This is a genomic window from Actinomadura syzygii (assembly GCF_008085905.1).
In the GTDB taxonomy this organism is placed as follows: domain Bacteria; phylum Actinomycetota; class Actinomycetes; order Streptosporangiales; family Streptosporangiaceae; genus Spirillospora; species Spirillospora syzygii.
The window spans coordinates 529,975-548,038 of sequence record NZ_VSFF01000005.1 but is presented as its reverse complement, the minus strand read 5'-3'; the positions used below and the strand labels follow the sequence as shown (position 1 = coordinate 548,038).

The 18,064-nt window shown below is 71.4% G+C and carries 18 protein-coding genes; 8 read left to right on the top strand and 10 right to left on the bottom strand.

Features of this window, described 5'->3' with window-relative positions:
* Positions 1-15 precede the first annotated feature (15 nt).
* Together FXF65_RS15170 and FXF65_RS15165 are read left to right on the top strand one after the other, a co-directional pair.
* Complete coding sequence (locus FXF65_RS15170) at positions 16-1,017, top strand: LLM class flavin-dependent oxidoreductase (RefSeq protein WP_148350542.1); 1,002 nt, start codon at positions 16-18, stop codon at positions 1,015-1,017.
* Between the two features lie 82 nt (positions 1,018-1,099).
* Positions 1,100-2,725, top strand: a complete 1,626-nt coding sequence (locus FXF65_RS15165; RefSeq protein WP_148350541.1) for a hypothetical protein — start codon at positions 1,100-1,102, stop codon at positions 2,723-2,725.
* A gap of 13 nt (positions 2,726-2,738) precedes the next feature.
* On the opposite strand, the gene FXF65_RS15160 is transcribed toward FXF65_RS15165, so the two are convergent.
* The gene (locus tag FXF65_RS15160; RefSeq protein WP_148350540.1) at positions 2,739-3,206 is read right to left on the bottom strand and encodes a nuclear transport factor 2 family protein; all 468 of its coding nucleotides are present in this window, start codon (positions 3,204-3,206) and stop codon (positions 2,739-2,741) included.
* A gap of 119 nt (positions 3,207-3,325) precedes the next feature.
* Here FXF65_RS15160 and FXF65_RS15155 point away from each other — a divergent pair, with 119 nt between their 5' ends.
* Positions 3,326-3,940 (top strand): CGNR zinc finger domain-containing protein, encoded by a 615-nt coding sequence (locus FXF65_RS15155; protein ID WP_148350539.1) that lies wholly within the window; start codon positions 3,326-3,328, stop codon positions 3,938-3,940.
* A gap of 33 nt (positions 3,941-3,973) precedes the next feature.
* Here FXF65_RS15155 and FXF65_RS15150 read toward each other — a convergent pair whose 3' ends face one another.
* The 6 genes from FXF65_RS15150 to FXF65_RS15125 form a co-directional block, all read right to left on the bottom strand.
* Positions 3,974-5,077, bottom strand: coding sequence for a hypothetical protein (locus tag FXF65_RS15150; RefSeq protein ID WP_148350538.1), 1,104 nt, complete (start codon positions 5,075-5,077; stop codon positions 3,974-3,976).
* A gap of 113 nt (positions 5,078-5,190) precedes the next feature.
* Positions 5,191-5,526, bottom strand: a complete 336-nt coding sequence (locus FXF65_RS15145) for a YnfA family protein (RefSeq protein WP_148350537.1) — start codon at positions 5,524-5,526, stop codon at positions 5,191-5,193.
* Positions 5,527-5,545: 19 nt separating this feature from the next.
* A complete protein-coding gene (locus FXF65_RS15140; RefSeq protein ID WP_246198645.1) occupies positions 5,546-6,019 on the bottom strand; it encodes a MerR family transcriptional regulator in 474 nt (157 codons plus the stop codon).
* Positions 6,016-6,390 carry a hypothetical protein gene (locus FXF65_RS15135; protein ID WP_187412300.1) on the bottom strand — a complete coding sequence of 125 codons (375 nt, stop codon included), beginning with the start codon at positions 6,388-6,390 and terminating at the stop codon, positions 6,016-6,018. Before FXF65_RS15135 ends, FXF65_RS15140 begins: the two co-directional genes overlap by 4 nt.
* A gap of 342 nt (positions 6,391-6,732) precedes the next feature.
* On the bottom strand, positions 6,733-9,381 hold the full coding sequence (locus FXF65_RS15130; protein ID WP_148350535.1) for a LuxR C-terminal-related transcriptional regulator: 2,649 nt from the start codon (positions 9,379-9,381) through the stop codon (positions 6,733-6,735).
* A gap of 66 nt (positions 9,382-9,447) precedes the next feature.
* Positions 9,448-10,668 (bottom strand): alpha/beta hydrolase family protein, encoded by a 1,221-nt coding sequence (locus FXF65_RS15125; RefSeq protein WP_148350534.1) that lies wholly within the window; start codon positions 10,666-10,668, stop codon positions 9,448-9,450.
* Positions 10,669-10,784: 116 nt separating this feature from the next.
* Between FXF65_RS15125 and FXF65_RS15120 the strand changes: the two genes are divergently transcribed.
* Positions 10,785-11,297: a hypothetical protein gene (locus FXF65_RS15120; protein ID WP_148350533.1), complete on the top strand. Its 513-nt coding sequence runs from the start codon at positions 10,785-10,787 to the stop codon at positions 11,295-11,297.
* Between the two features lie 30 nt (positions 11,298-11,327).
* On the opposite strand, the gene FXF65_RS15115 is transcribed toward FXF65_RS15120, so the two are convergent.
* Together FXF65_RS15115 and FXF65_RS15110 are read right to left on the bottom strand one after the other, a co-directional pair.
* Complete coding sequence (locus tag FXF65_RS15115) at positions 11,328-12,488, bottom strand: alpha/beta hydrolase family protein (protein ID WP_148350532.1); 1,161 nt, start codon at positions 12,486-12,488, stop codon at positions 11,328-11,330.
* 23 nt (positions 12,489-12,511) lie between these two features.
* Positions 12,512-13,531 carry a PDDEXK family nuclease gene (locus FXF65_RS15110; protein WP_148350531.1) on the bottom strand — a complete coding sequence of 340 codons (1,020 nt, stop codon included), beginning with the start codon at positions 13,529-13,531 and terminating at the stop codon, positions 12,512-12,514.
* 210 nt (positions 13,532-13,741) lie between these two features.
* Here FXF65_RS15110 and FXF65_RS15105 point away from each other — a divergent pair, with 210 nt between their 5' ends.
* Together FXF65_RS15105 and FXF65_RS15100 are read left to right on the top strand one after the other, a co-directional pair.
* Complete coding sequence (locus FXF65_RS15105) at positions 13,742-14,836, top strand: glycerophosphodiester phosphodiesterase family protein (RefSeq protein WP_148350530.1); 1,095 nt, start codon at positions 13,742-13,744, stop codon at positions 14,834-14,836.
* Between the two features lie 31 nt (positions 14,837-14,867).
* Entirely contained in the window at positions 14,868-15,644 is a 777-nt protein-coding gene (locus tag FXF65_RS15100; protein ID WP_148350529.1) for an aldo/keto reductase, read from the top strand.
* A gap of 23 nt (positions 15,645-15,667) precedes the next feature.
* Here FXF65_RS15100 and FXF65_RS15095 read toward each other — a convergent pair whose 3' ends face one another.
* Positions 15,668-16,219 (bottom strand): MarR family winged helix-turn-helix transcriptional regulator, encoded by a 552-nt coding sequence (locus FXF65_RS15095; RefSeq protein ID WP_148350528.1) that lies wholly within the window; start codon positions 16,217-16,219, stop codon positions 15,668-15,670.
* A gap of 147 nt (positions 16,220-16,366) precedes the next feature.
* Here FXF65_RS15095 and FXF65_RS15090 point away from each other — a divergent pair, with 147 nt between their 5' ends.
* Together FXF65_RS15090 and FXF65_RS15085 are read left to right on the top strand one after the other, a co-directional pair.
* A complete protein-coding gene (locus FXF65_RS15090; protein ID WP_148350527.1) occupies positions 16,367-17,428 on the top strand; it encodes an LLM class flavin-dependent oxidoreductase in 1,062 nt (353 codons plus the stop codon).
* A complete protein-coding gene (locus FXF65_RS15085) occupies positions 17,425-18,009 on the top strand; it encodes an NAD(P)H-dependent oxidoreductase (protein ID WP_148350526.1) in 585 nt (194 codons plus the stop codon). The genes FXF65_RS15090 and FXF65_RS15085 overlap by 4 nt, the downstream gene beginning before the upstream one ends.
* Positions 18,010-18,064: the final 55 nt, after the last annotated feature.

Sequence of the window (18,064 nt, the reverse complement as noted above, 5' to 3'; positions counted from 1 at the left end):
GAGAGGGGCGGCCGGATGAGCCTCGGCCTGTCCATCGCGTCCAACAGCGCGCTGCCGCACGCGGAGCTGAGCGGGCTGGCCCGCGCCGCCGAGGACGCCGGATACGACGCCGTGTTCGTCGCCGAGGTGAACGGCGACGCCCTGGCGCTCTGCCAGCCGCTGATCGCGGCGACCCGGACGGTGACCGTGGGCACCGCGATCGCCAACGCCGCGCTGCGCCCGCCCGTGCTCATGGCCAGGACCGCCGTCCACCTGGACGACATGTCCGGCGGCCGTTTCCGGCTCGGCCTCGGCCTCGCGAACGCGGCCCGGAACGCCCAGCTCGGCCTGCCGCCGCTGCCGCCGCTCCAGATGATCGAGGAGTACGTGGCGGTGCTCCGCGCGGCGCTGGCCGGCGGGCCGGGCTTCGACGGCGCCGTCTTCCGGACCGGGCGGGTGCTGTTCGACCGTCCGCCGCACCGCGCCGACCTGCCCGTCCACCTGGCCGCGCTCGGCCCCCGCATGCTGCGGCTGGCGGGCCGCGTGGCGGACGGCGTGATCCTCAACCTCATGTCACCGGACCGGGCCGCCGAGGCTGTGGCGATCGTCCGAGAGTCCGCCATGGAGGCGGGACGCGACCCGGCGGACGTCGAGATCTCCTGCGTCGTGCACACCAGCCTGTCGGACGACGCGGAGGCCGCGGCACGCGGGGCGCGGGCCGTCGTCCCGCGCTACGCGCTGCATCCCGCCGCGCCGAGCCTGTTCGGGGATCCGCTCGACGCCGTCCGCGAGCTGGTCGGCGCGGGCGACCTGGCCGGGGCGGTGCGGCACGTCCCGCAGCAGGTCGCGGACTCGTTCGTCGCCCACGGCGACCCGGCCGCCTGCCGCGCCCGGATCGAGGAGTACCGGAAGGCCGGGGTCGACATGCCCGTCGTGTACCCGATCCCGGTCGACGGCGTGTGGCCCTACGCAGACGTGATCACCCGCCTGGCTCCGGCTCCGGGTTTCCCGCGCCAGTCACCTCGAAACGACCAGTGACCGATTCGTGATCTTAAATTTGTGATCTTGGCGGCTGGGTGCGGCGTCCTCCTGGGTGAAGAGCAGCCCTAGGAGGCATTCCGTGCATCGCCGTTTTCGTGCTCTGTTCTCCGCCGCCGTGTTGGCGGCGCCTCTTGTCGTGGTCGCCGCGCCCGCCGCGTCCGCGTACGCGGCCCCCTACGTGTTCGTGAGTCCGACCTTGGACCGCGACAACCCCGCGCACCCCGTGACCGTCACGGTGGACGTCAAGGGCGAGGGCGTCGCGCGGGTGCGGGCGTGGCTCGCCGACTCGCAGTTCGGCGGGAGCTGGGCGGCGCTGGGAGACCTCCGGCTGATCAAGGGGACCGCGCAGGACGGCACCTGGCAGGGCTCCGTGCCGGTCTCCGTCGAGGAGCACCCGGGCGAGCACTGGGCCGTCGCCTACGCGGAGGACGCGAACGGCCGCCTGCTCGCCCAGAACTCCAACACCTTCCAGGCGTGCTACCTGCCGGTGTACTCCGGCGTCAAAGCGGCACCGGCGGTGGCCGACGCCGACCACCGGACGGTGACCGCGTCCGGCGCCATCTCCTACCGGACGTCCAAGGGCGCCGCCCCCAGGCCGGCGAGCGGCCTGCCCGTCAGCCTCCTCGGGACGCCGGGGACCACCGAGACCGGCGCCGACGGACGGTTCACGGTGGGGGGCGACGCCGACCGGCGGCCCGTGCTCGCCAACGCCGCGAAGGGCGTGGTGTGCGAGGGCCGGGAGACGGTTCCGGTCACGTTCAAGCAGACCGCCACGGCGATCTCGGCGCGGCTCAGCGCGCCCGACCCCGTCCCGGCGGGCAGCACGGTCACCGTCCGGGGAGAGCTGGTGCGCGCCGGGACCGGCGGGCCGGTGTTCCTCGGCATCGGCGAGGAGGTCCAGGCGTGGATCCTCCCGTTCGACGGCGGCGACTCCCGGTACATCGGGAGGGTCGAGAAGCTCGGCGCGGGCGGATCGTTCGAGTTCTCGTTCGCGGCGACCCCGGGCGAGCTGGTCGTCCACTACACGCCCAACTCGACCGGCTTCTTCACGCAGAGCGAGGTCCGGCAGCCGCTGGAGGTCGGGACGGCGCGGGCCGTCACCGCGTTCAGCGGGGCGAACGCCGGGCCGGAGCCCGTCGCCCTCAACGGGACGGTCACGACGTCGGGACGGCTCCTGTCGAACGGCGCGGCCGTGAAGGACGCCACCGTGGACGTCGAGTTCTCCGCGAACGGCACGTCCGGGTGGACGCGCGTCGGCCGGGGGACGACCGACTCCGCCGGGGCGTTCTCGGTCGGTGCGCCCGCCGCGCGCGACGGGTACTGGCGGGTGCGCTACGCGGGGTCGTCCGCGTACCGCCCGGTCGTGAGCGGGACCGACTTCGTCGACGCCCGGTACGCGACCGCCATCAGCTCGTTCAACGCCGCTCCGGAGCCCGTCCGCAAGGGCAAGGCGCTGACGGTGCAGGGCAAGCTGAGCCGGAACGTGGGCGGGTGGAAGCCCGGGTCGGGCGCGACGGTGAAGATCTACTTCCGGCGGGCCGGGGCGTCGTCGTGGACGCTCGCCGGGACGACGCGCAGCGCGTCCGACGGGGTGTTCCGCAAGTCCTTCACCGCCAAGCAGGACGGCACCTGGCGCGCCGTCTACGCGGGCAGCGCCACCTACATGCCCGTCACCGGCGCCGACGACTACGTGGACGTCCGCTGACGCTCGCCGGGAATCACTGAAGAGGAATGTCGTGGCCGGGGCCGCGCTCGTCGTCGGGGCGCGGCCCGAACCAGCGGCGGTCGGCCTCGGATATCCGCACGTCGTTGATGCTGGCTTCGCGGCGGCTCATGAGCCCGTTGTCGGCGAACTGCCACAATTCATTGCCGTAGCTGCGCCACCACTGGCCGTCCGAGTCGTGCCACTCGTACTGGAAGCGGACGGCCATTCGGTGGCCGCGGAAACCCCACAGGCTCTTGCGTAGGACGTAGTCCTGCTCGCGCTCCCATTTCGCCGTGAGGAATTCCACGATCTCGTCCCGTCCCGTGACGAAGGTGTCGCGGTTCCGCCAAACGGAGTCGGGGGTGTAGGCGAGGCTGACCCGGTGCGGGTCGCGCGTGTTCCAGGCGTCCTCGGCGGCCTGCACCTTCTGCGGGGCCGACTCCTCGTCGAACGGCGGGAACGGCGGACGTGACTCGGTCATGGACGGACCCTTCTAACGGACGAGATGCGCTACATCCGTTAGAACGGTAGGTGTGCGGCCCGCCTGCTGTCAAACGGATAAATCACGAAGTATCCGTTAGAACGCCGTAGACTGGCGGGATGCCCACCTCGCCCCCGCTGCTGGGACAGGCGCTGCCGGTCGAGCTGATGAACACGGTCTTCGCCGACCGGCACGGCGTCCACGACGCGCTGACCAGCGCGGAGAGCGCCCGCCGCTGGCTCGGCGCGGTGGCCCCGCGGCTGGACGCGCCCCTGGCCGGCAGCGCCGACCGGCTGACCGAGGACGGGCTGGCCCGCCTCCGCGGCCTGCGCGACGCGCTGCGCCGACTCGCGGCGGAGCTGACGGGCGACCCCCGCGAGTCGGCCGCGTCCGCGATCGCGGAACTGGAGGCGGCCGTCCGGACGGTCAACGAGCACGCGGGCTCGGCGCGGGCCACGCCGATCCTCGAACTGACCGAGGGCGGCGACGTCATCGAGGAGTTCCGGGTGACCGGCCCGCCGGGCGAGCTGTTCGTCAGCGCGATGGCCGCCGAAGCCGTCCATTTCTTCGGCCGGTGGCGGGACCTCGAACTGCGCGCCTGCCTCGCCCCGGGTTGCGTGCTGTACTTCATCAAGAACCATCCGCGCCGGGAATGGTGCTCGACGGCCTGCGGCAACCGCGCCCGCGCCGCGCGCCATTACGCCCGCCACGGAAAACCGCCCAGCACGGGATAGGCCGCGTCCCGTGCTGGGCGGCCACTCTCGTAGCTATTCGGTGGGAGTGAGCAGGACGGGGTAGCGCGTGCCCGTGCCGTTCGCGGTCTTGGTGGCCAGACCGACGATGTCGCCGTGGTTGTTGATTCCGGTGGCCGTGAGGATATGGAAGCCGGAGCCCGCCGGGATGAGCGTGCTGAGGTCGGTGGCGACGCCGTTCTGGTAGACGAATCCGGTGGCGACGGCTTGGCCGACTATCGTGCCGTCGTCGTTGACGGCGTGGGCCACGGTGTCCCCGCGTCCGGTGCCGGGGACGTTGAGGTCGGTCACGTTACCGCCGCTGAATACGACGGCATGGGAAAGGCCGAGTTCCTTGCCGGTCGTGACGGTGGACTGGCCGACCGCCACACCGGAGGAATTGACGGCCCTGGCCTCGGCATAGGTGCCGCCGGGCAGGATTCCCAGGCTCCGGATCTTGCCGCCCACCCACTCGACGGCGGGAACGGTGGCCTTGTCGGCGGCGATGGCCGACCCCACGATCACGCCGTCGTTGTTGACCCCGTTCGCGCGGGCCTCCGTACCGCCGGGCAATGGCGGAAGCTGGGTGATCGTCGTTCCGTTCACCGTCCAGGCGTGGGTGTGGTCGTCCGCCTGGAGGGTCTTGCCGACGATCAGGCCGCTGTCGTTGATGCCGGTGGCCCTGACGTCGAAGAACGACTTGTTCGGATCGACGCCGAGGTCCACGCCGGTCGCGCCGGGCCCGTCCCACCGGGTCGGGCGGTGGACGTTCAAGACCGGCCCGGTGGTCGGGGTCAGGTAGGTGTCCCCGACGGTGACGCCATTGTTGTTGACCGCGAGTGGTTCGGTGTATTGCTGGGTGTTTCCCGGGTCGCTCGGCGTGGACAGGAATTGCGGCGTGCTCGTCCCGGCCTTGATGATGAACGCCTGCCCGTTCTGCGCGCCCGGCTGCTGCCCGATGCCGATGATGTCGCCCCGGTCGTTGATGTCGGTGTAGCGCTGCGCCGCCGCCGGGCCGACCGTCAGCGTGTAATGCGGCGCCGCCGCACGCGCGGGGGCCGCCAGGCCCGTCCCGGCAATGCCGAGCGCGGCCGTTCCGGCAATGGCGACCGCCCGGGACCTGAACGTCTTGCGAGTCATCAGCCCACCTCTTGATCACGGCCGTCAGCCCGACCGTCCAATGAAATGGGAGGACGTCAACGCCTCCCCCATTGAGATAGGCGCCCGGGTTTCACCGGGCCGTCAGGGCTGGTTCAGCCGCGCGGGGTGTACATGATGACCGCGACGCCGACGAGGCAGATCAGGGCGCCCGTGACGTCCCAGCGGTCGGGACGGAACCCGTCCGCGACCATGCCCCAGGCCAGCGAACCCGCGACGAAGACGCCGCCGTAGGCGGCCAGGATCCGCCCGAAGTTGGCGTCGGGCTGAAGGGTGGCCACGAACCCGTAGAGCCCGAGCGCGATGATGCCCGCCCCGATCCAGATCCACCCGCGATGCTCGCGGACGCCCTGCCACACCAGCCAGGCGCCCCCGATCTCAGCGAACGCGGCCAGAACGAACAGGGCGATGGACCTGGCGACGTCCGTCATGAGCGCGCCCCCTTCACGGTCAGCATCGGCATCCCGGTCCCGCGTTGGTGGTCGCCAGATCGGCGAAGGGCAGGGGGCAACTCTCCTCGGCGGCGCAGGCGACCAGGTCGTCGCATCCGGCGTCCAGTGCCTGGCGGAGTGTGTCCGCGATGACCTGGAGGTCGGTGATCTTGGCTTCCACCTCGGCGAGCTTGGCACGGGCGCTCTCCCGCAGCCCGGCGTCCGCACGCCGGTGCCTGTGGCGGTGGGTTCCGGCCTCCAGCAGGTCGGCGACCTCCTCCAAGGTGAAGCCCAGGCGCTGCGCGGTCTTGATCACGCGCAGCAGCGTCACGGCCTCGGCCGGGTACAGGCGGTGGCCGCCCGGTGTCCGCTCCGGCTCGTGCAGTAGGCCGCGCCGCTCGTAGTAGCGGAGCGTCTGCTGGTTCACCCCGGCGGCGGCGGCGACCTGGCCGCTGCGCAACCGGCCGTCCGCGCCGCCGTCGACGGTGGTCACGGCCGCGTCCCGGAGGCTCCGCCGGACGCGCTCAACTCGCTCGCGCGGGCGGCCAGCGCGTCCAGCACCTCGGTGTGTCGCTCGTCGACACCGGCCTGGAGGGCCAGCGCGCCTCCGGTGGCGGTCAGGGTGAAGGTGAAGAACGAGCAGCATCCGGTCTCGCGGGCCGCCAGCTCGGCGGCCCGTCCGGCCACCTCCGGGTCGGGACGCAGCACCAGCCGCACCCGGCCCGGCCCGGCGGGCTCGACGGCGGTCACCGCCTCGGCGAACAGCGCGTCGAACTCGGCCACCCGCAGCGGCCGCTCCACGGTCGGCAGCGTGCACGCCCGCGGCGCCCACCCGTGATCGTCCGGTACTTGCCGTGGTTCCATGTCTCGAAGGTAAGCCTGTACCCCGGTACCGGATGCAACCCCCTCCGCGAAAAGGCCCTGGCAGTCGCGTCAGGTATCACGACGGGACGCGAGGACGGCGACCGCCGCGAGGGCCAGCGCGGTGAGCGCGAACGCCCGGCCGTACCCGTCGGCGAGGCCCTGCCGGGTGTAGGCGTACTCCCCAGTGAGGACGATCAGGACGGCCAGCCCGAGCGCGCCGCCGATCTACTTCGCCGTGTTCACGAGCCCGGACGCGGCCCCCGCGTCGGCCGGGGCGACACCGGAGGTGACGATGCCGGTCAGCGGCGTGGTGAACAGTCCGCCGCCGACCGAGGGCAGGGTTCAGAGGTGGGTGCGTAGGTCGCGTTTTGAGGTGATTCCGAGCTTGGCGTAGGTGTTGCGCAGGTGGTATTCGACGGCCTTTTCGCTGACGAAGAGTTCGGCGGCGATCTCCTTGTTGGAGCGGCCGCGGACGGCGAGTGTGACGACGTCCTGTTCGCGAGGGGTGAGGTCCAGCGGCGAGCGGCGGCGGGTCGGGCGGGACAGGCCCGCGTCGGTCAGTTCGGCGTCGACGCGGTCGAGGTAGGGGCGGGCGCCGAGGCTCTCGTAGATCGTGCGGGCCTCGGCCAGCGCGGCGATCGCGTCGTGGCGGCGGGCCCGTGCCCGCAGCAGCCGCCCGCGGGCCAGGTGGATGCCCGCGGCGATGAGGACGGGCGTGTCGGCGGTGATCGCGGCGGCGGCTTCGGCGAGGTGCCGGTCGGCGGCCGCCGGGTCGCCGCGCCTGGCGGCGGCGCGGCCGCGCAGGTCGGCCACCTGCGCGGACACGTCGACGCGGCGGCGCTCGGCGTCGGCGGCGAGGCGGTCGGCGAGCCGGACGGCGATGTCGAGGTCGCCCGCCTCGATGTGCGCGGACGCGCCCGGGTGGTACACCGACAGCGTCGACAGGACGGGCGGCGTCGCGGCGTCGGCCGTCGAGACCAGCCCCGCGATCTCGGCGTGCGCTCCGCGGGCCTGGGCGACGGCGAAGCCGGCGAGGCGGGCGGCGAGGGCGAGTTCGGGGGTGCCGAACGTCGCGGCGAGCCGCCGTGCCGCGTCGAAGTGGACGACCGCCGCGTGCCAGTCGCCCCGTCCCCCGGCGATCCCGGCCAGCACCTGGTGGGCGATCCCCGCGTCCCGCTCGCGCTCGCCGTCGGACAGCTCCAGGACGAGCCGGGCGTGCACCGTCGCCTCGTCCCAGCGGCCGATCACGTACTGGCACTGCGCCACGTCGAGCTGCGCGCGGCGGCGCCGTTCCAGCGTGACCGCGGGCCGCGCCAGGACGGCGGTGAGGTCGTCGAGGGCGGCCGTGGGACGGAGGGCGAACCAGCCGAGGAGTCCGCGGAGTGCGAGGAGTCCGTTCTCCGCCGGGGCGCATTCGTCCGGGCGGGACGGCAGAAGGTCGCGCAGCACCGCCAGTCCGGCGATCGCTCCGTCGCGCGAGGCGACGCCGAGGGCGCGGCTCGCCCATGCCGCCAGCCGGGTCCGCTCGTCGGACGGCTCGCGGTCCAGCGCTTCGGCCGCCGCGTCGATCGCCGCCTGCCCGTGGCCGAGGACGACGAACACGTCCGCCAACCGGACCAGCGCCTCGACCGCCACGTCGGCGCCGGACGCGGCACGCCGCAGCCGGTGGATCGCCTCGCCCGAGTCGCCCGCCCGCCAGGCGGCCGTGCCGAGGACGAGGTCGCGCTCCGGGCCGTCCGCGCAGGCGGCGACGGCCGGGACCAGCTCGTCCAGCGCCGGGTCGGCGGCGTCGACGGCGAGCCGGGCGGCGCCGAGGAGCCGCCGCTCGCGGGCCGCGCGCTCCGGTGTGAGGTCGGCGGCCCAGCGCAGCATCCGCGCGGCGGTTCCGGCGTCGTCGGGCGCGGACGCCGACCGGGCCTCCGCTTCGAGTTCGGCGGCCAGCGCCTCGTCGACCCGGTCGGCCGCGGCGACGCGGTGGGCGAGTGCGCCGCGCCGGTCGCCGACGCGCGCCGCGGCGAGGTGCAGGCGGCGGCGGTCGTCCAGCGGCAGCGTGTCGTAGACGGCCTGCCGCATCAGCGGGTGGACGAAGGCGAGCCGGGCTAGGCCCGCCCCGCCGGGGCGCCGCTCCACCCAGCGCGTCGAGAGCAGGCCGTCGCAGTCCGCTGCCGGGTCCGCGCTGTCGGCCACCTCCGCGACCTGCGGCAACGGTGCCGGACGGGCGAGCACGGCGAGCGCGCCCAGCAGCGCCGCCGGACCGGCGTCCAGCCCCGCGAACCTCGCGGCGACCAGCGCCGACAGGTCCGCCGGGACCGGCAGCGCCTCGCCCGTGCGGTTGAGCACCTCCGGTGGGACGTCGTCCAGCAGCGTCGTGACGTACAGGGCGTTTCCGCCGGTGTGGTCGGTGAGCCGCCGCGCCGCCGCCGAGGTCAGCGGCATGCCGCGCTGGGCGGCGAGCGCGGCGACGTCGTCCGCGCCGAGCCCGCCGACGCGGACCCGGACGCAGCGGCCCGCGTCGTTGCGCAGCCTGGCCCAGCCGTCGTCGGCGCCGCCGTGTTCCGGACGCGCCGTGACGACGATCGCCACCGGCTCGTGTTCGAGACGTCCGGCGGCGATGGCCAGCGACTGGCGAGACGCCAGGTCAACCCAGTGAAGGTCGTCGACGAGCACGACCAAGAGCCCGGCGGCGTCGGCCAGTTCCGCCAGGCGGCCGATCACCAGCCGGGCCGCCTCGACCACCGTCGTCCCGGACGGGACGTCGACCAGCGGCCCGAGCGCGGCGAACGGAACCGAAGCGGTCAGCTCGTCCCCGGTCACGACGACGGCGCGGTGTTCCACGGCGAGATCGGCGATCGACCGCCTGGCCAGGGCCGTCTTGCCCGCGCCGCCGTCGCCCTCGATCGACACGACCCGTGGACGGCCGTCGGCCGCGTCCGCGAACGCCGCAGCGACGGCGCCCAGTTGGCGCCGCCGACCGACCAACCCGGCGTCCACCCCGACTCGCTCCCCCGACCGCGTGCGCTGCCGCCGATCCTACGAGGGGCACCGCCCGGCGGGAGGTCAGGAGCCGGTGAGTCCGACCTGCCCGTCGAGGAAGTCGAAGAAGCGCTGCGCGGCGAGGGCCCGCGCCATCGGCTCGCAGTGCCCGGCCGCCCCCTCGGCCTCGGTGAAGCGGACGAGCGTCTTCTCACCGCGGAGCATCTCGTACAGGCGCTCGGGCTGACCGGTGAAGTACCGCTCGTCGTCGGGGTCGGCGATCAGCACCGGCGTGGTGATCCGCGCGGCGAGCTCCGGCGTGATCCGGTAGCGCTCGACCTCGCGGTAGGTGTCGTAGACGGTCGGGCAGCCGTACGGCTTGGCGCGCCAGGTGATGACCCGCTTGAGGTCGGCCGGGATGGTGTCGATCGCCGCGTTGAACTTTTCGCGCTCCCCGGCGTCGAGCATCGCCTTCAGCTCGGGCGACAGGAGGGCGCCCCACGCCTCGGACACGTCGACCACCCCGCCGTCGATGACCGCCGCCGCGAACCGGTGCTCGAACGCCAGCGCGCGCGGGCCCCAGTAGCCGCCCTGGCTGACGGCGTAGAGGACGAGCCGGTTTGGGTCGACGTCATCCCGGCCTAGCACCTCATCTACGACCGGCCGGACGACGTGCTCCCAGTCGGGCCGGAACGGAATGCCCCGCTCGAACAGCATGCGCTGCTGTCCCGGACCGTCGAACAGCACCACGTTGTAACCGCGCGCCGCCGCCTGGGAGGCGTGGCCGGGCCACAGGAAGCTGAGCGCGCCGTCCGCGCCGTTGACCGCCACCAGCGTCGGCTTCGGCCCGTCGCCTGGCGCGGCGAGGAACCAGCCGGGCATCGTCGTGCCCTCGTACGGGACGTCGAGGCGCTCGGGCGGGTCGTCCAGCAGGTCGAGGTACCGCTCCCAGCACCTGCGGTAGGCGGCGAACGTCCGCGCCCTGACGGTCTCGGGCTCCGCGCACCCGTCGGCCATCACCACGCACGCCGTGTAGTACGTCGCGGCGCGGAGCAGGGCGTCGCGCCCGCTGACCGGGTGGCCCCGGCGCAGGCAGTCGGCGCCGATCGCGGCGACGCGGTCGGCCGTCGCCTCCCATTCACGTGCCCACGAGGCGGCGTCGCCGTCGATGACGCGGTCGAACGTCGCCAGCGCCTCACCGGCGTCGGCCGCACCGGTGTAGACGCGGCCGAGCATCGCCCGCGCCATCGAGTTCATCCCCGGATCGACGAAGAAGTCGGAACGCCTGCCCATCACGGTATTCATGGGATTCCTTTCGCTCGAAGGACTCCCATCGTCAGCGCGATCCCTTGGCCATGTCCCTAGGGCCAACCCCCAGGCGAACCCCCAAGTACCGTTCCGCGCATGGCATTGTGCTGTTCATGTCGTTCCCCTGGACGAACTTCATCACGGCCGGGTCGACGCTTCTCGGCGCGTTCGGGGGTGCGTCGCTCACCGCGCTCACGGCCAGCCGGGCGGATGGACGGAGGCACGTTCACGAGCGTCATCTGAGCCGGATGCGAGAGCGCACGGACGCCTACTCCCATTTCCTGGATATCGCCTATACCGACGCCCGCTTCCTAGCATTATCGGCCATCCGATTCTCGCGCGGCATTCCGGCGGGAGACGAGGCGACCAGGATGATCAACGAGGCCGACGAGCTGGTCACGGCGTTCAACCAGGCGCACGCGCGGGTTGAGATCGTCGGCTCGGAGGAGGCCATTCTGGCCGCGAACAAGGTTTCCGAGTTGTGCCGGAGCATCAGCGACCAACTGCGGGACACGTTCCTCGCGGGTGTCCCCATGAGCCCCGCCCCGGCGGCGGAACAGGAGCCGCTGAATCGCGCCATCGACGCCTTCGCCGCCCACTGCCGCCGTGAACTCCGTCCGGACTGATCGAGCGATTCGACGCGATCATTACGTCCGTCAGAGGACGCGCTCTAGCCAGTCGCCTATGTCGTGGTGGACGACTGACAGCGCGTCTACCTGGCAATGCGTGCAGCCGGGTTGACCTGCGGGGTAGATGATTAGCTGCTTGTAGTCGTGGGAGACCTCGCGGTGTAGGCGGCGGGCGTCTTCCAGCGGGATTAGCGTGTCGGACTCGCCGTGCAGGATGAGGATCGGGCAGGCGATGCGTTCGGCCACCCCCTCCAGCGTGAACGGCGCGACCCGTTCCTTGACCTCTTCCAAGGTCTCGCCGCCGAAGATGGCCTTTTCGTGTTCGAGGCGGTGGGTGAAGGTCGGGTCGTCCGGCGGGACCGCGTCCGGCATCGGGACGGCGTAGCAGGCGCCCCAGACCACGCACGCCTTCAGCCGGGGGTCGAAGGCGGCGGCGCGCGGCGCGTAGTAGCCGCCGAGGCTCTGCCCGACCACGCCGATCCGCTCCGGATCCACGTCGGGACGGGCCCGCAACCAGTCCACGGCCGCGCCCACCGGGACCTCGGTGTCGTGCCGGGCGAGCATGCCGCGCCGCAGTGCCTCGCCCTGCCCGGGGCCGTCGATCGCGAGGACGGTGAACCCCCGCTCGGTCAGCGCCCTGCCGAGGAAGATGTACATCTCCTCGGCCACCGCGTCCGCGCCGCCGAAGATGACCAGCGCGGGGGTCGGACGCTGCACGTCGGCGGACGGCGAGAACCGGTATCCCGGCAGGGTCTCGTCGCCGTAGGGCACCTCGACCCGCTCGATCTCGTGGTCGGCGTGTTCGGCGTAGGCAAGGAAACAGCGCCGCCGGGCCTCGATCGCCGCCGCGTGGCGCGGGTCGGGGACGGGGTAGAAGAACGCGCCCGCGCGGTAGTAGTTGCTCGCCCGCAGCCAACTGTCCCTGGCCGACACCGTGTGGCCTCCGGCCGCCTCCCGCTCCGCCCGCCGCTCGAGATCGCCGGCCAGGGTGGTGAAGCGGTCGTGCCAGGTGTCCACGTCACCGGCCTGGACGTCCCGGACGGCGAGATAGCACTCGGTGAAATCCGCGCCACCGGCGTACGCCTGGCCGACCAGCCTCAGAAATTGGAAAGACCAGAAAACGTTATCCGGCCACAGAGCGAATCCGCCCAGGTCCTTCGACAGGTCGGCGGTCGTCGGCTTTCCCATGGACCCTCCCTTTTAGGCGGAGTCTAGGGCTTGCGGGCTTCCACGTAAGCGTCGGTGAGCAGGGCAAGAACGTCCTGGGTCAACGCGCTGGTGATGTAGTTGTTCTGCCGGATCTCACCGGGAAGGCGTTGATCCAGGCGGGCCAGCGTCAACGGCGCTTCGGCCTCGATGACCGAACGCTGCGGGCTGACATAGGCACCACCGTCGTTCCAGATGGTGACCAGTCCGCGATTCTGGCCCGGAAGCCGCGGATTGAGCACCCAGCGTCCCTTGCCGACCGTGGTGTAAAGGACGGCCAGGCCCTCGCTCTCAAGGTGTTTCGCCCAGTCGAGCAGCCGCCGCAGCAGTTCCCGGTGCGCGGGATCGGCTTCGGCGACGCTTTCGGCGAACGCCTGCGCGCCCGGTTCCGGTTTGGCCTCCTTGCGGGCGGACGTCACCTCCGGCAGCGCCGTCACACGCTGCGGCTCGACCAATTGCGGCACCAATACCCGAGCGCCCTGGATCGTGTACGCGGCGACGGTCACCACGTCGATGTCGAGACGGTCATTGGTGACGGCCTGCAAATAGCCGGTGAGTTCGATGAGGTCGGCGGGCGCGGCGTCCAGGACGACCACGCAACGGAACCGCCCGTCGTCCAACGCCTGGCCCATACGGGCATTGAACGACTCGGTGTCGATCGACCCGTCACCGACCTCGGCGGCGACGGCCTCGGCCACCGAGGCGTAACCGCGTCCGGCTAGATGCGAGCGCAGGAGCTGGTCGAAATCCGCGGCGGACAGGCCGAACAGATAGGACGCATATCCGAGCGTCTGCGTGAACACCTGCCTACGGTCGGTGTTGGACGCGAGTTTCACCTCGATGACCACGGGACGCGCGGTCTCGGCCTCCACTGCGATGAGGTCGGCGTAGCCGGTGCCCAATTGCACTTCCCGTCCCAGCATGACGAGGGTCGGCTGGCCGGGAAGCGGGAGCATCGCCGCGCCTCGTTCGATGCTGTCGTGCAGGATCTGCTCCCGCTTGAACGGCTCGGGCCGCAGGGCCACCAGGCCGTCGTCCGTCTCCTGCCAGATCCCCGCCATCGATGCCCTTCCCGTGGTCCGCGACGCTCAATGTGCATCAAAGCAGTGGGTGCGGTGTTTTCGCTGGTGTCCGCGGGTTTTGTGAACATTCACGGTGGGATCACGCAGCGTCAACTATGGGCCGCGGTGATCGTTCTAGCGTCGTGGGGCTGATCAGGAGATATGGAGGTTCCGATGTCCGTGCGCCATGCGCTGACGAGACTGACCTGTGTGTCCGCTCTGGCCCTCGCGGCGACGGTGGCCGCGCCGGTCGCCGCCTATGCGGCGGCGGGGCCCGGGGGTTCCGGGGTGCCGCCTCAGAAGACCCATTTCGACCTGCAAGCCCACCGTGGCGGGCTCGGGCTGACCACCGAGGAATCGCTGGAGGGTTTCGGGAAGGCGATGCGCCTGGGCGTCACCACCCTGGAGTTGGACACGCACGTCACCAAGGACAGGAAGGTGGTCGTCAACCACGACCGCCAGATAAGCGCGCAGAAATGCCGCGACACCGGGCCGGTCACGCCTGGTGACCCGATGTATCCGTATGTCGGGAAGTACATCAAGGATCTGACGCTGGCGCAGATCAAGACCATGGACTGCGGTTACCAGCAACTGCCCGGTTTCCCCGAGCAGGAGGTCGTCCGCGGTTTCCGGATGATCGAGCTCAAGGACGTCCTGAACCTCGTCAAGCGCTACAACGCGAAGCAGGTCAAGCTCAATATCGAGACCAAGGTGGAGGCGGGCGCGCCCGAGCAGACCGCGCCGCGCGAACTGTTCGTCCGCCGGGTGTTCGAGGAGATCCGCGCGTCCGGCATCGAACGCCAGGTCACCATCCAGTCGTTCGACTGGGGCGCGTTGAAGTACATGCACCGGCTCGCGCCGCGATGGCCGCTGGTGGCGCTGACGAACTACGACTTCCTCCAGGTCGGAAAGCCCGGCGCCTCGCCGTGGCTCGGCGGTCTCGACGCCGACGACTTCGGCGGCGACTTCGTGCGGACGGCCGCCGAGATTCCGGGTGTCACGGCGCTCTCTCCCAATTACGGCTTCCCGCAGAACGGGAAGATCGGCGACCCGGGATTCCGCTTCTACCCCGACCGGACCATGGTGTCCGAGGCGCACCGGAGGGGCTTGAAGGTCATTCCCTGGACGTGCGACGACCCCGCCACCGTCAAGGCCCTCATGGACCTCGGCGTGGACGGCATCATCACCGACTACCCGGACCGCGTCCGCCAGATCATGGCCGAGCGCGGGATGCGGCTGCCGAAGTCGTACAAGCCCCGATCGAGGTGAGGGCGGGGTGTCGCCGGGCAGACTGGCACGCATGGATCTGACTGTGAACCTGCCCGGCGGCACCGCGCTGCCGTCGATCGGTTTCGGGACGTGGCAACTGAGCTCCAAGGCGGCGTACGAATCGGTGCGCGCGGCGCTGGAAATCGGCTACCGGCATATCGACACGGCGACGCTCTACAAGAACGAGGCGGACGTCGGCAAAGCCGTGAAGGACAGCGGCCTCGACCGGGAGCAGGTCTTCGTCACCACGAAACTGCGCCCGCAGGACGCGCGGCACGCCCGCCGCACCCTGGAGTCGAGCCTGCGCCTGCTCGACACCGAATACGTCGACCTCTGGCTGATCCACTGGCCGACCGCGCAGGACGAACTCGTCCCGACCTGGCGGGAACTGCTGGCGGCGAAGGACGCGGGCCTGGTCCGCAACGTGGGAGTGAGCAACTACAGCCCCGCGCTCATCGACCGGCTGACCGAGGAGACCGGACGGCAACCGGCGGTCAACCAGATCCCGTGGAGCCCGGCGCAGCACGATCCGGCGCTGCTGGACGAGCACCGCCGCCGGGGAATCGCCGTTGAGGGCTACAGCGGCCTGAAGAACACCGATCTGCGCGATCCGGCCATCGCCGGAGTCGCCCAACGGTACGGGGTCTCTCCCGCGCAGGTCGTCCTTCGTTGGCATCTCGAACACGACATCGTGATCCTGCCCCGGTCGTCGCGCCGGGAGCACATCGCCAGCAATTTCGACCTCGGAGGGTTCAGCCTCGCGAAGGAGGACGTCGCCGCGATCGACTCCCTGTCCCGAACCGGCTGACGTCGTTCGGCGCGTTAACGCGCCTACCGGCCTTCGCCCTTCCCGCCCGCACCCGGCCCGCCCGCCCCGTGGCCCTTCTCGGAGGCGGGGCTGTTCTCGGCAGCGGGGGCCTTCTTGTCAGCGGGGGCGTTTTCGTCGGACGGGGCGAGGAGGGCCCAGATCTCGGCCAGGCAGCGGAGATGGTCGTCGTCGAGCCGGTCGAAGAAGAGTTCCCGCAAATCGTTGTGGTGTCGGCGGCGGGCCCGGCGGATCAGCGTCCGGCCGTCGGCGGTCAGGGTCGCGTCGAAGCCGCGGCCGTCGACGGCCGACCGCCGCCGCTCGATCAGCCCGCGGTTCTGGAGGCGGTCGGCGAGGCGGGTGAACCCGCCGGTCGACATGAGGCGGCGCTGCGCGAGGTCGGACATGCGCATGCCGTCCGGGCCCGCCTCGTAGAGCAGGGACAGCACGCTGTACTCGGCCATGCTCACGTTCAGCGGCGCGAGCCCCGCCTCCAGCGTGCGCCACAGCCGATCGTGCGCCAGCAGGAATCCGCCCCATGCGTCCTGCTCGAGGTCCCGCAGCCTGTCGCTCGCCATGGCGGCACGGTATCCGGACGCGACCTCGCCGAACAACCCGGAATATCTGCCTGCGCAGGCAAGTTGTTCGGACCGTGACGGTGGCAGCCGCCCCCGACCGGCCGGGCCGGGGACACCGGGCGCCACCGACGGCCGAGAGGACCGGAAATGGCATTCGAGATCGGCGTCATGACGTTCGGCGAGATCACCGAGGATCCCCTCGGCGGAGCGACGCCGTCGCCGCGGCGGCGCGTCCGCGAAACCATCGAACAGGCGAAGGCCGCGGACGAAGTGGGGCTCGACGTGTTCGGCGTCGGCGAGCACCATCGCAGCGATTTCGTCGGATCGGCGCCGTCCATTCTGCTGGCGGCGGCGGCCGAGCACACCGAGCGCATTCGGCTGACGAGTTCCGTCACCGTCCTCAGCTCGGAGGACCCGGTGCGCGTCTGGGAGCAGTTCGCGACGATCGACCTGCTGTCGGGCGGCCGGGCCGAGATCATCGCGGGACGCGGCTCCTACACCGAGTCGTTCCCGCTTTTCGGCTACGACCTGCGCGACTACGGCGACCTTTTCCGCGAGAAGCTCGACCTGCTGCTCAGAATCCGCGAGCGGAACCCGGTCACCTGGCAGGGACGTTTCCGCGCGCCCCTGATCGACGCCGATGTCGCGCCCCGCCCGAATGGCGGAACGCTTCCGATCTGGGTCGGGGTCGGCGGGTCGCCCGCGTCCGCCATCAGCACCGGACGGCTCGGGCTGCCCATGGCGCTCGCCCTGCTGCTCGGGCCGTTGACGTCGCACGAGCAGACCGTCGAGCTCTACCGGCAGTCCGCCGCGGCGGCCGGACACGACGTCGGCGCACTGCCGATCAGCATCAACACGCACGGGTACGTCGGACGCACCAGCCAGGAGGCGAGAGACGTCATGTATCCGTATTTCGCGAAAGGCATGGCTGAGAACAACCACCAGCGCGGAAAGGGTCTTCTCCTGCCACGGGCGGCTTTCAACGCGCAGTCTTCGCCGCGTTCGGGACTTCTGGTGGGAAGTTCGCAGGAGATCATCGACAAGCTGCTCGCCTACCACGAGTTGTACGGGTTGAACCGCGCCATCATCCAGATGGGATTCGGCGGGATGCCGCAGAAGGAGCACCTTGAGGCGATCGAGCGGCTCGGCACGGAGGTGGCTCCGGTCGTGCGCCGCGAGGTCACCGCGCTTGAGGGGAGGGCGGCATGACCAGCGTTCCGTCCGCTCTCCGGGTCGTGGTCGTCAATGGGAGCCCGAGTCAGCCGTCCAAGACGATGGGGCTCGTGGACGTCGTGCTCGACACGTTGAAAGAAATGCTGCCCATTGAAACGTCACGGATAGACGTGTACCGGCTCGGGCCGGGATTCACCGGGGCGATCGAACGCGACGGCGTCCCGCCCGAAGTCGAAGCCGCCCTGCGACTAGCCGAGCAGGCCGATTTGCTGATCCCCGCGGTTCCCGTGTTTCGCGGCTCCTATCCCGGAATGTTCAAGCATTTCTTCGACCTGATCGACCAGTACGCGCTCGCGAACAAGCCCGTCCTGCTCGCCGCGACGGGCGGGGGCGACCATCACGCGCTCGTCCTGGAGCACGCGCTGCGGCCGCTCTTCGGTTTCTTCCAGGCGCTGACCGTGCCCGTCGCGGTGTTCGCGTCCGCCGGAGACTTCGACGGCTCCGTGCTGCTCAACCCCCGCGTCTACGGGCGCATCGAGACGGGCCTCACTGACGTGGCCGACCTGCTCCGGGCCCGCGCGACCGGCGCGCCCGCGCCCGCCGCCCCGGCCGCGTGAACGCCCACCGGCCGGTCGCGGGTCCCAGCGTCCGCGGCCGGTCGGCGTGGGAGGG

Bases quoted from the DNA above. Each gene is read 5' to 3' on its own strand.
- FXF65_RS15170 (WP_148350542.1), top strand. From the start codon at position 16: ATGAGCCTCGGCCTGTCCATCGCGTCCAACAGCGCGCTGCCGCACGCG.
- FXF65_RS15160 (WP_148350540.1), bottom strand. From the start codon at position 3,206: ATGACCGAGTCACGTCCGCCGTTCCCGCCGTTCGACGAGGAGTCGGCC.
- FXF65_RS15155 (WP_148350539.1), top strand. From the start codon at position 3,326: ATGCCCACCTCGCCCCCGCTGCTGGGACAGGCGCTGCCGGTCGAGCTG.
- FXF65_RS15150 (WP_148350538.1), bottom strand. From the start codon at position 5,077: ATGACTCGCAAGACGTTCAGGTCCCGGGCGGTCGCCATTGCCGGAACG.
- FXF65_RS15145 (WP_148350537.1), bottom strand. From the start codon at position 5,526: ATGACGGACGTCGCCAGGTCCATCGCCCTGTTCGTTCTGGCCGCGTTC.
- FXF65_RS15135 (WP_187412300.1), bottom strand. From the start codon at position 6,390: ATGGAACCACGGCAAGTACCGGACGATCACGGGTGGGCGCCGCGGGCG.
- FXF65_RS15125 (WP_148350534.1), bottom strand. From the start codon at position 10,668: ATGAATACCGTGATGGGCAGGCGTTCCGACTTCTTCGTCGATCCGGGG.
- FXF65_RS15120 (WP_148350533.1), top strand. From the start codon at position 10,785: ATGTCGTTCCCCTGGACGAACTTCATCACGGCCGGGTCGACGCTTCTC.
- FXF65_RS15115 (WP_148350532.1), bottom strand. From the start codon at position 12,488: ATGGGAAAGCCGACGACCGCCGACCTGTCGAAGGACCTGGGCGGATTC.
- FXF65_RS15105 (WP_148350530.1), top strand. From the start codon at position 13,742: ATGTCCGTGCGCCATGCGCTGACGAGACTGACCTGTGTGTCCGCTCTG.
- FXF65_RS15100 (WP_148350529.1), top strand. From the start codon at position 14,868: ATGGATCTGACTGTGAACCTGCCCGGCGGCACCGCGCTGCCGTCGATC.
- FXF65_RS15095 (WP_148350528.1), bottom strand. From the start codon at position 16,219: ATGGCGAGCGACAGGCTGCGGGACCTCGAGCAGGACGCATGGGGCGGA.
- FXF65_RS15090 (WP_148350527.1), top strand. From the start codon at position 16,367: ATGGCATTCGAGATCGGCGTCATGACGTTCGGCGAGATCACCGAGGAT.
- FXF65_RS15085 (WP_148350526.1), top strand. From the start codon at position 17,425: ATGACCAGCGTTCCGTCCGCTCTCCGGGTCGTGGTCGTCAATGGGAGC.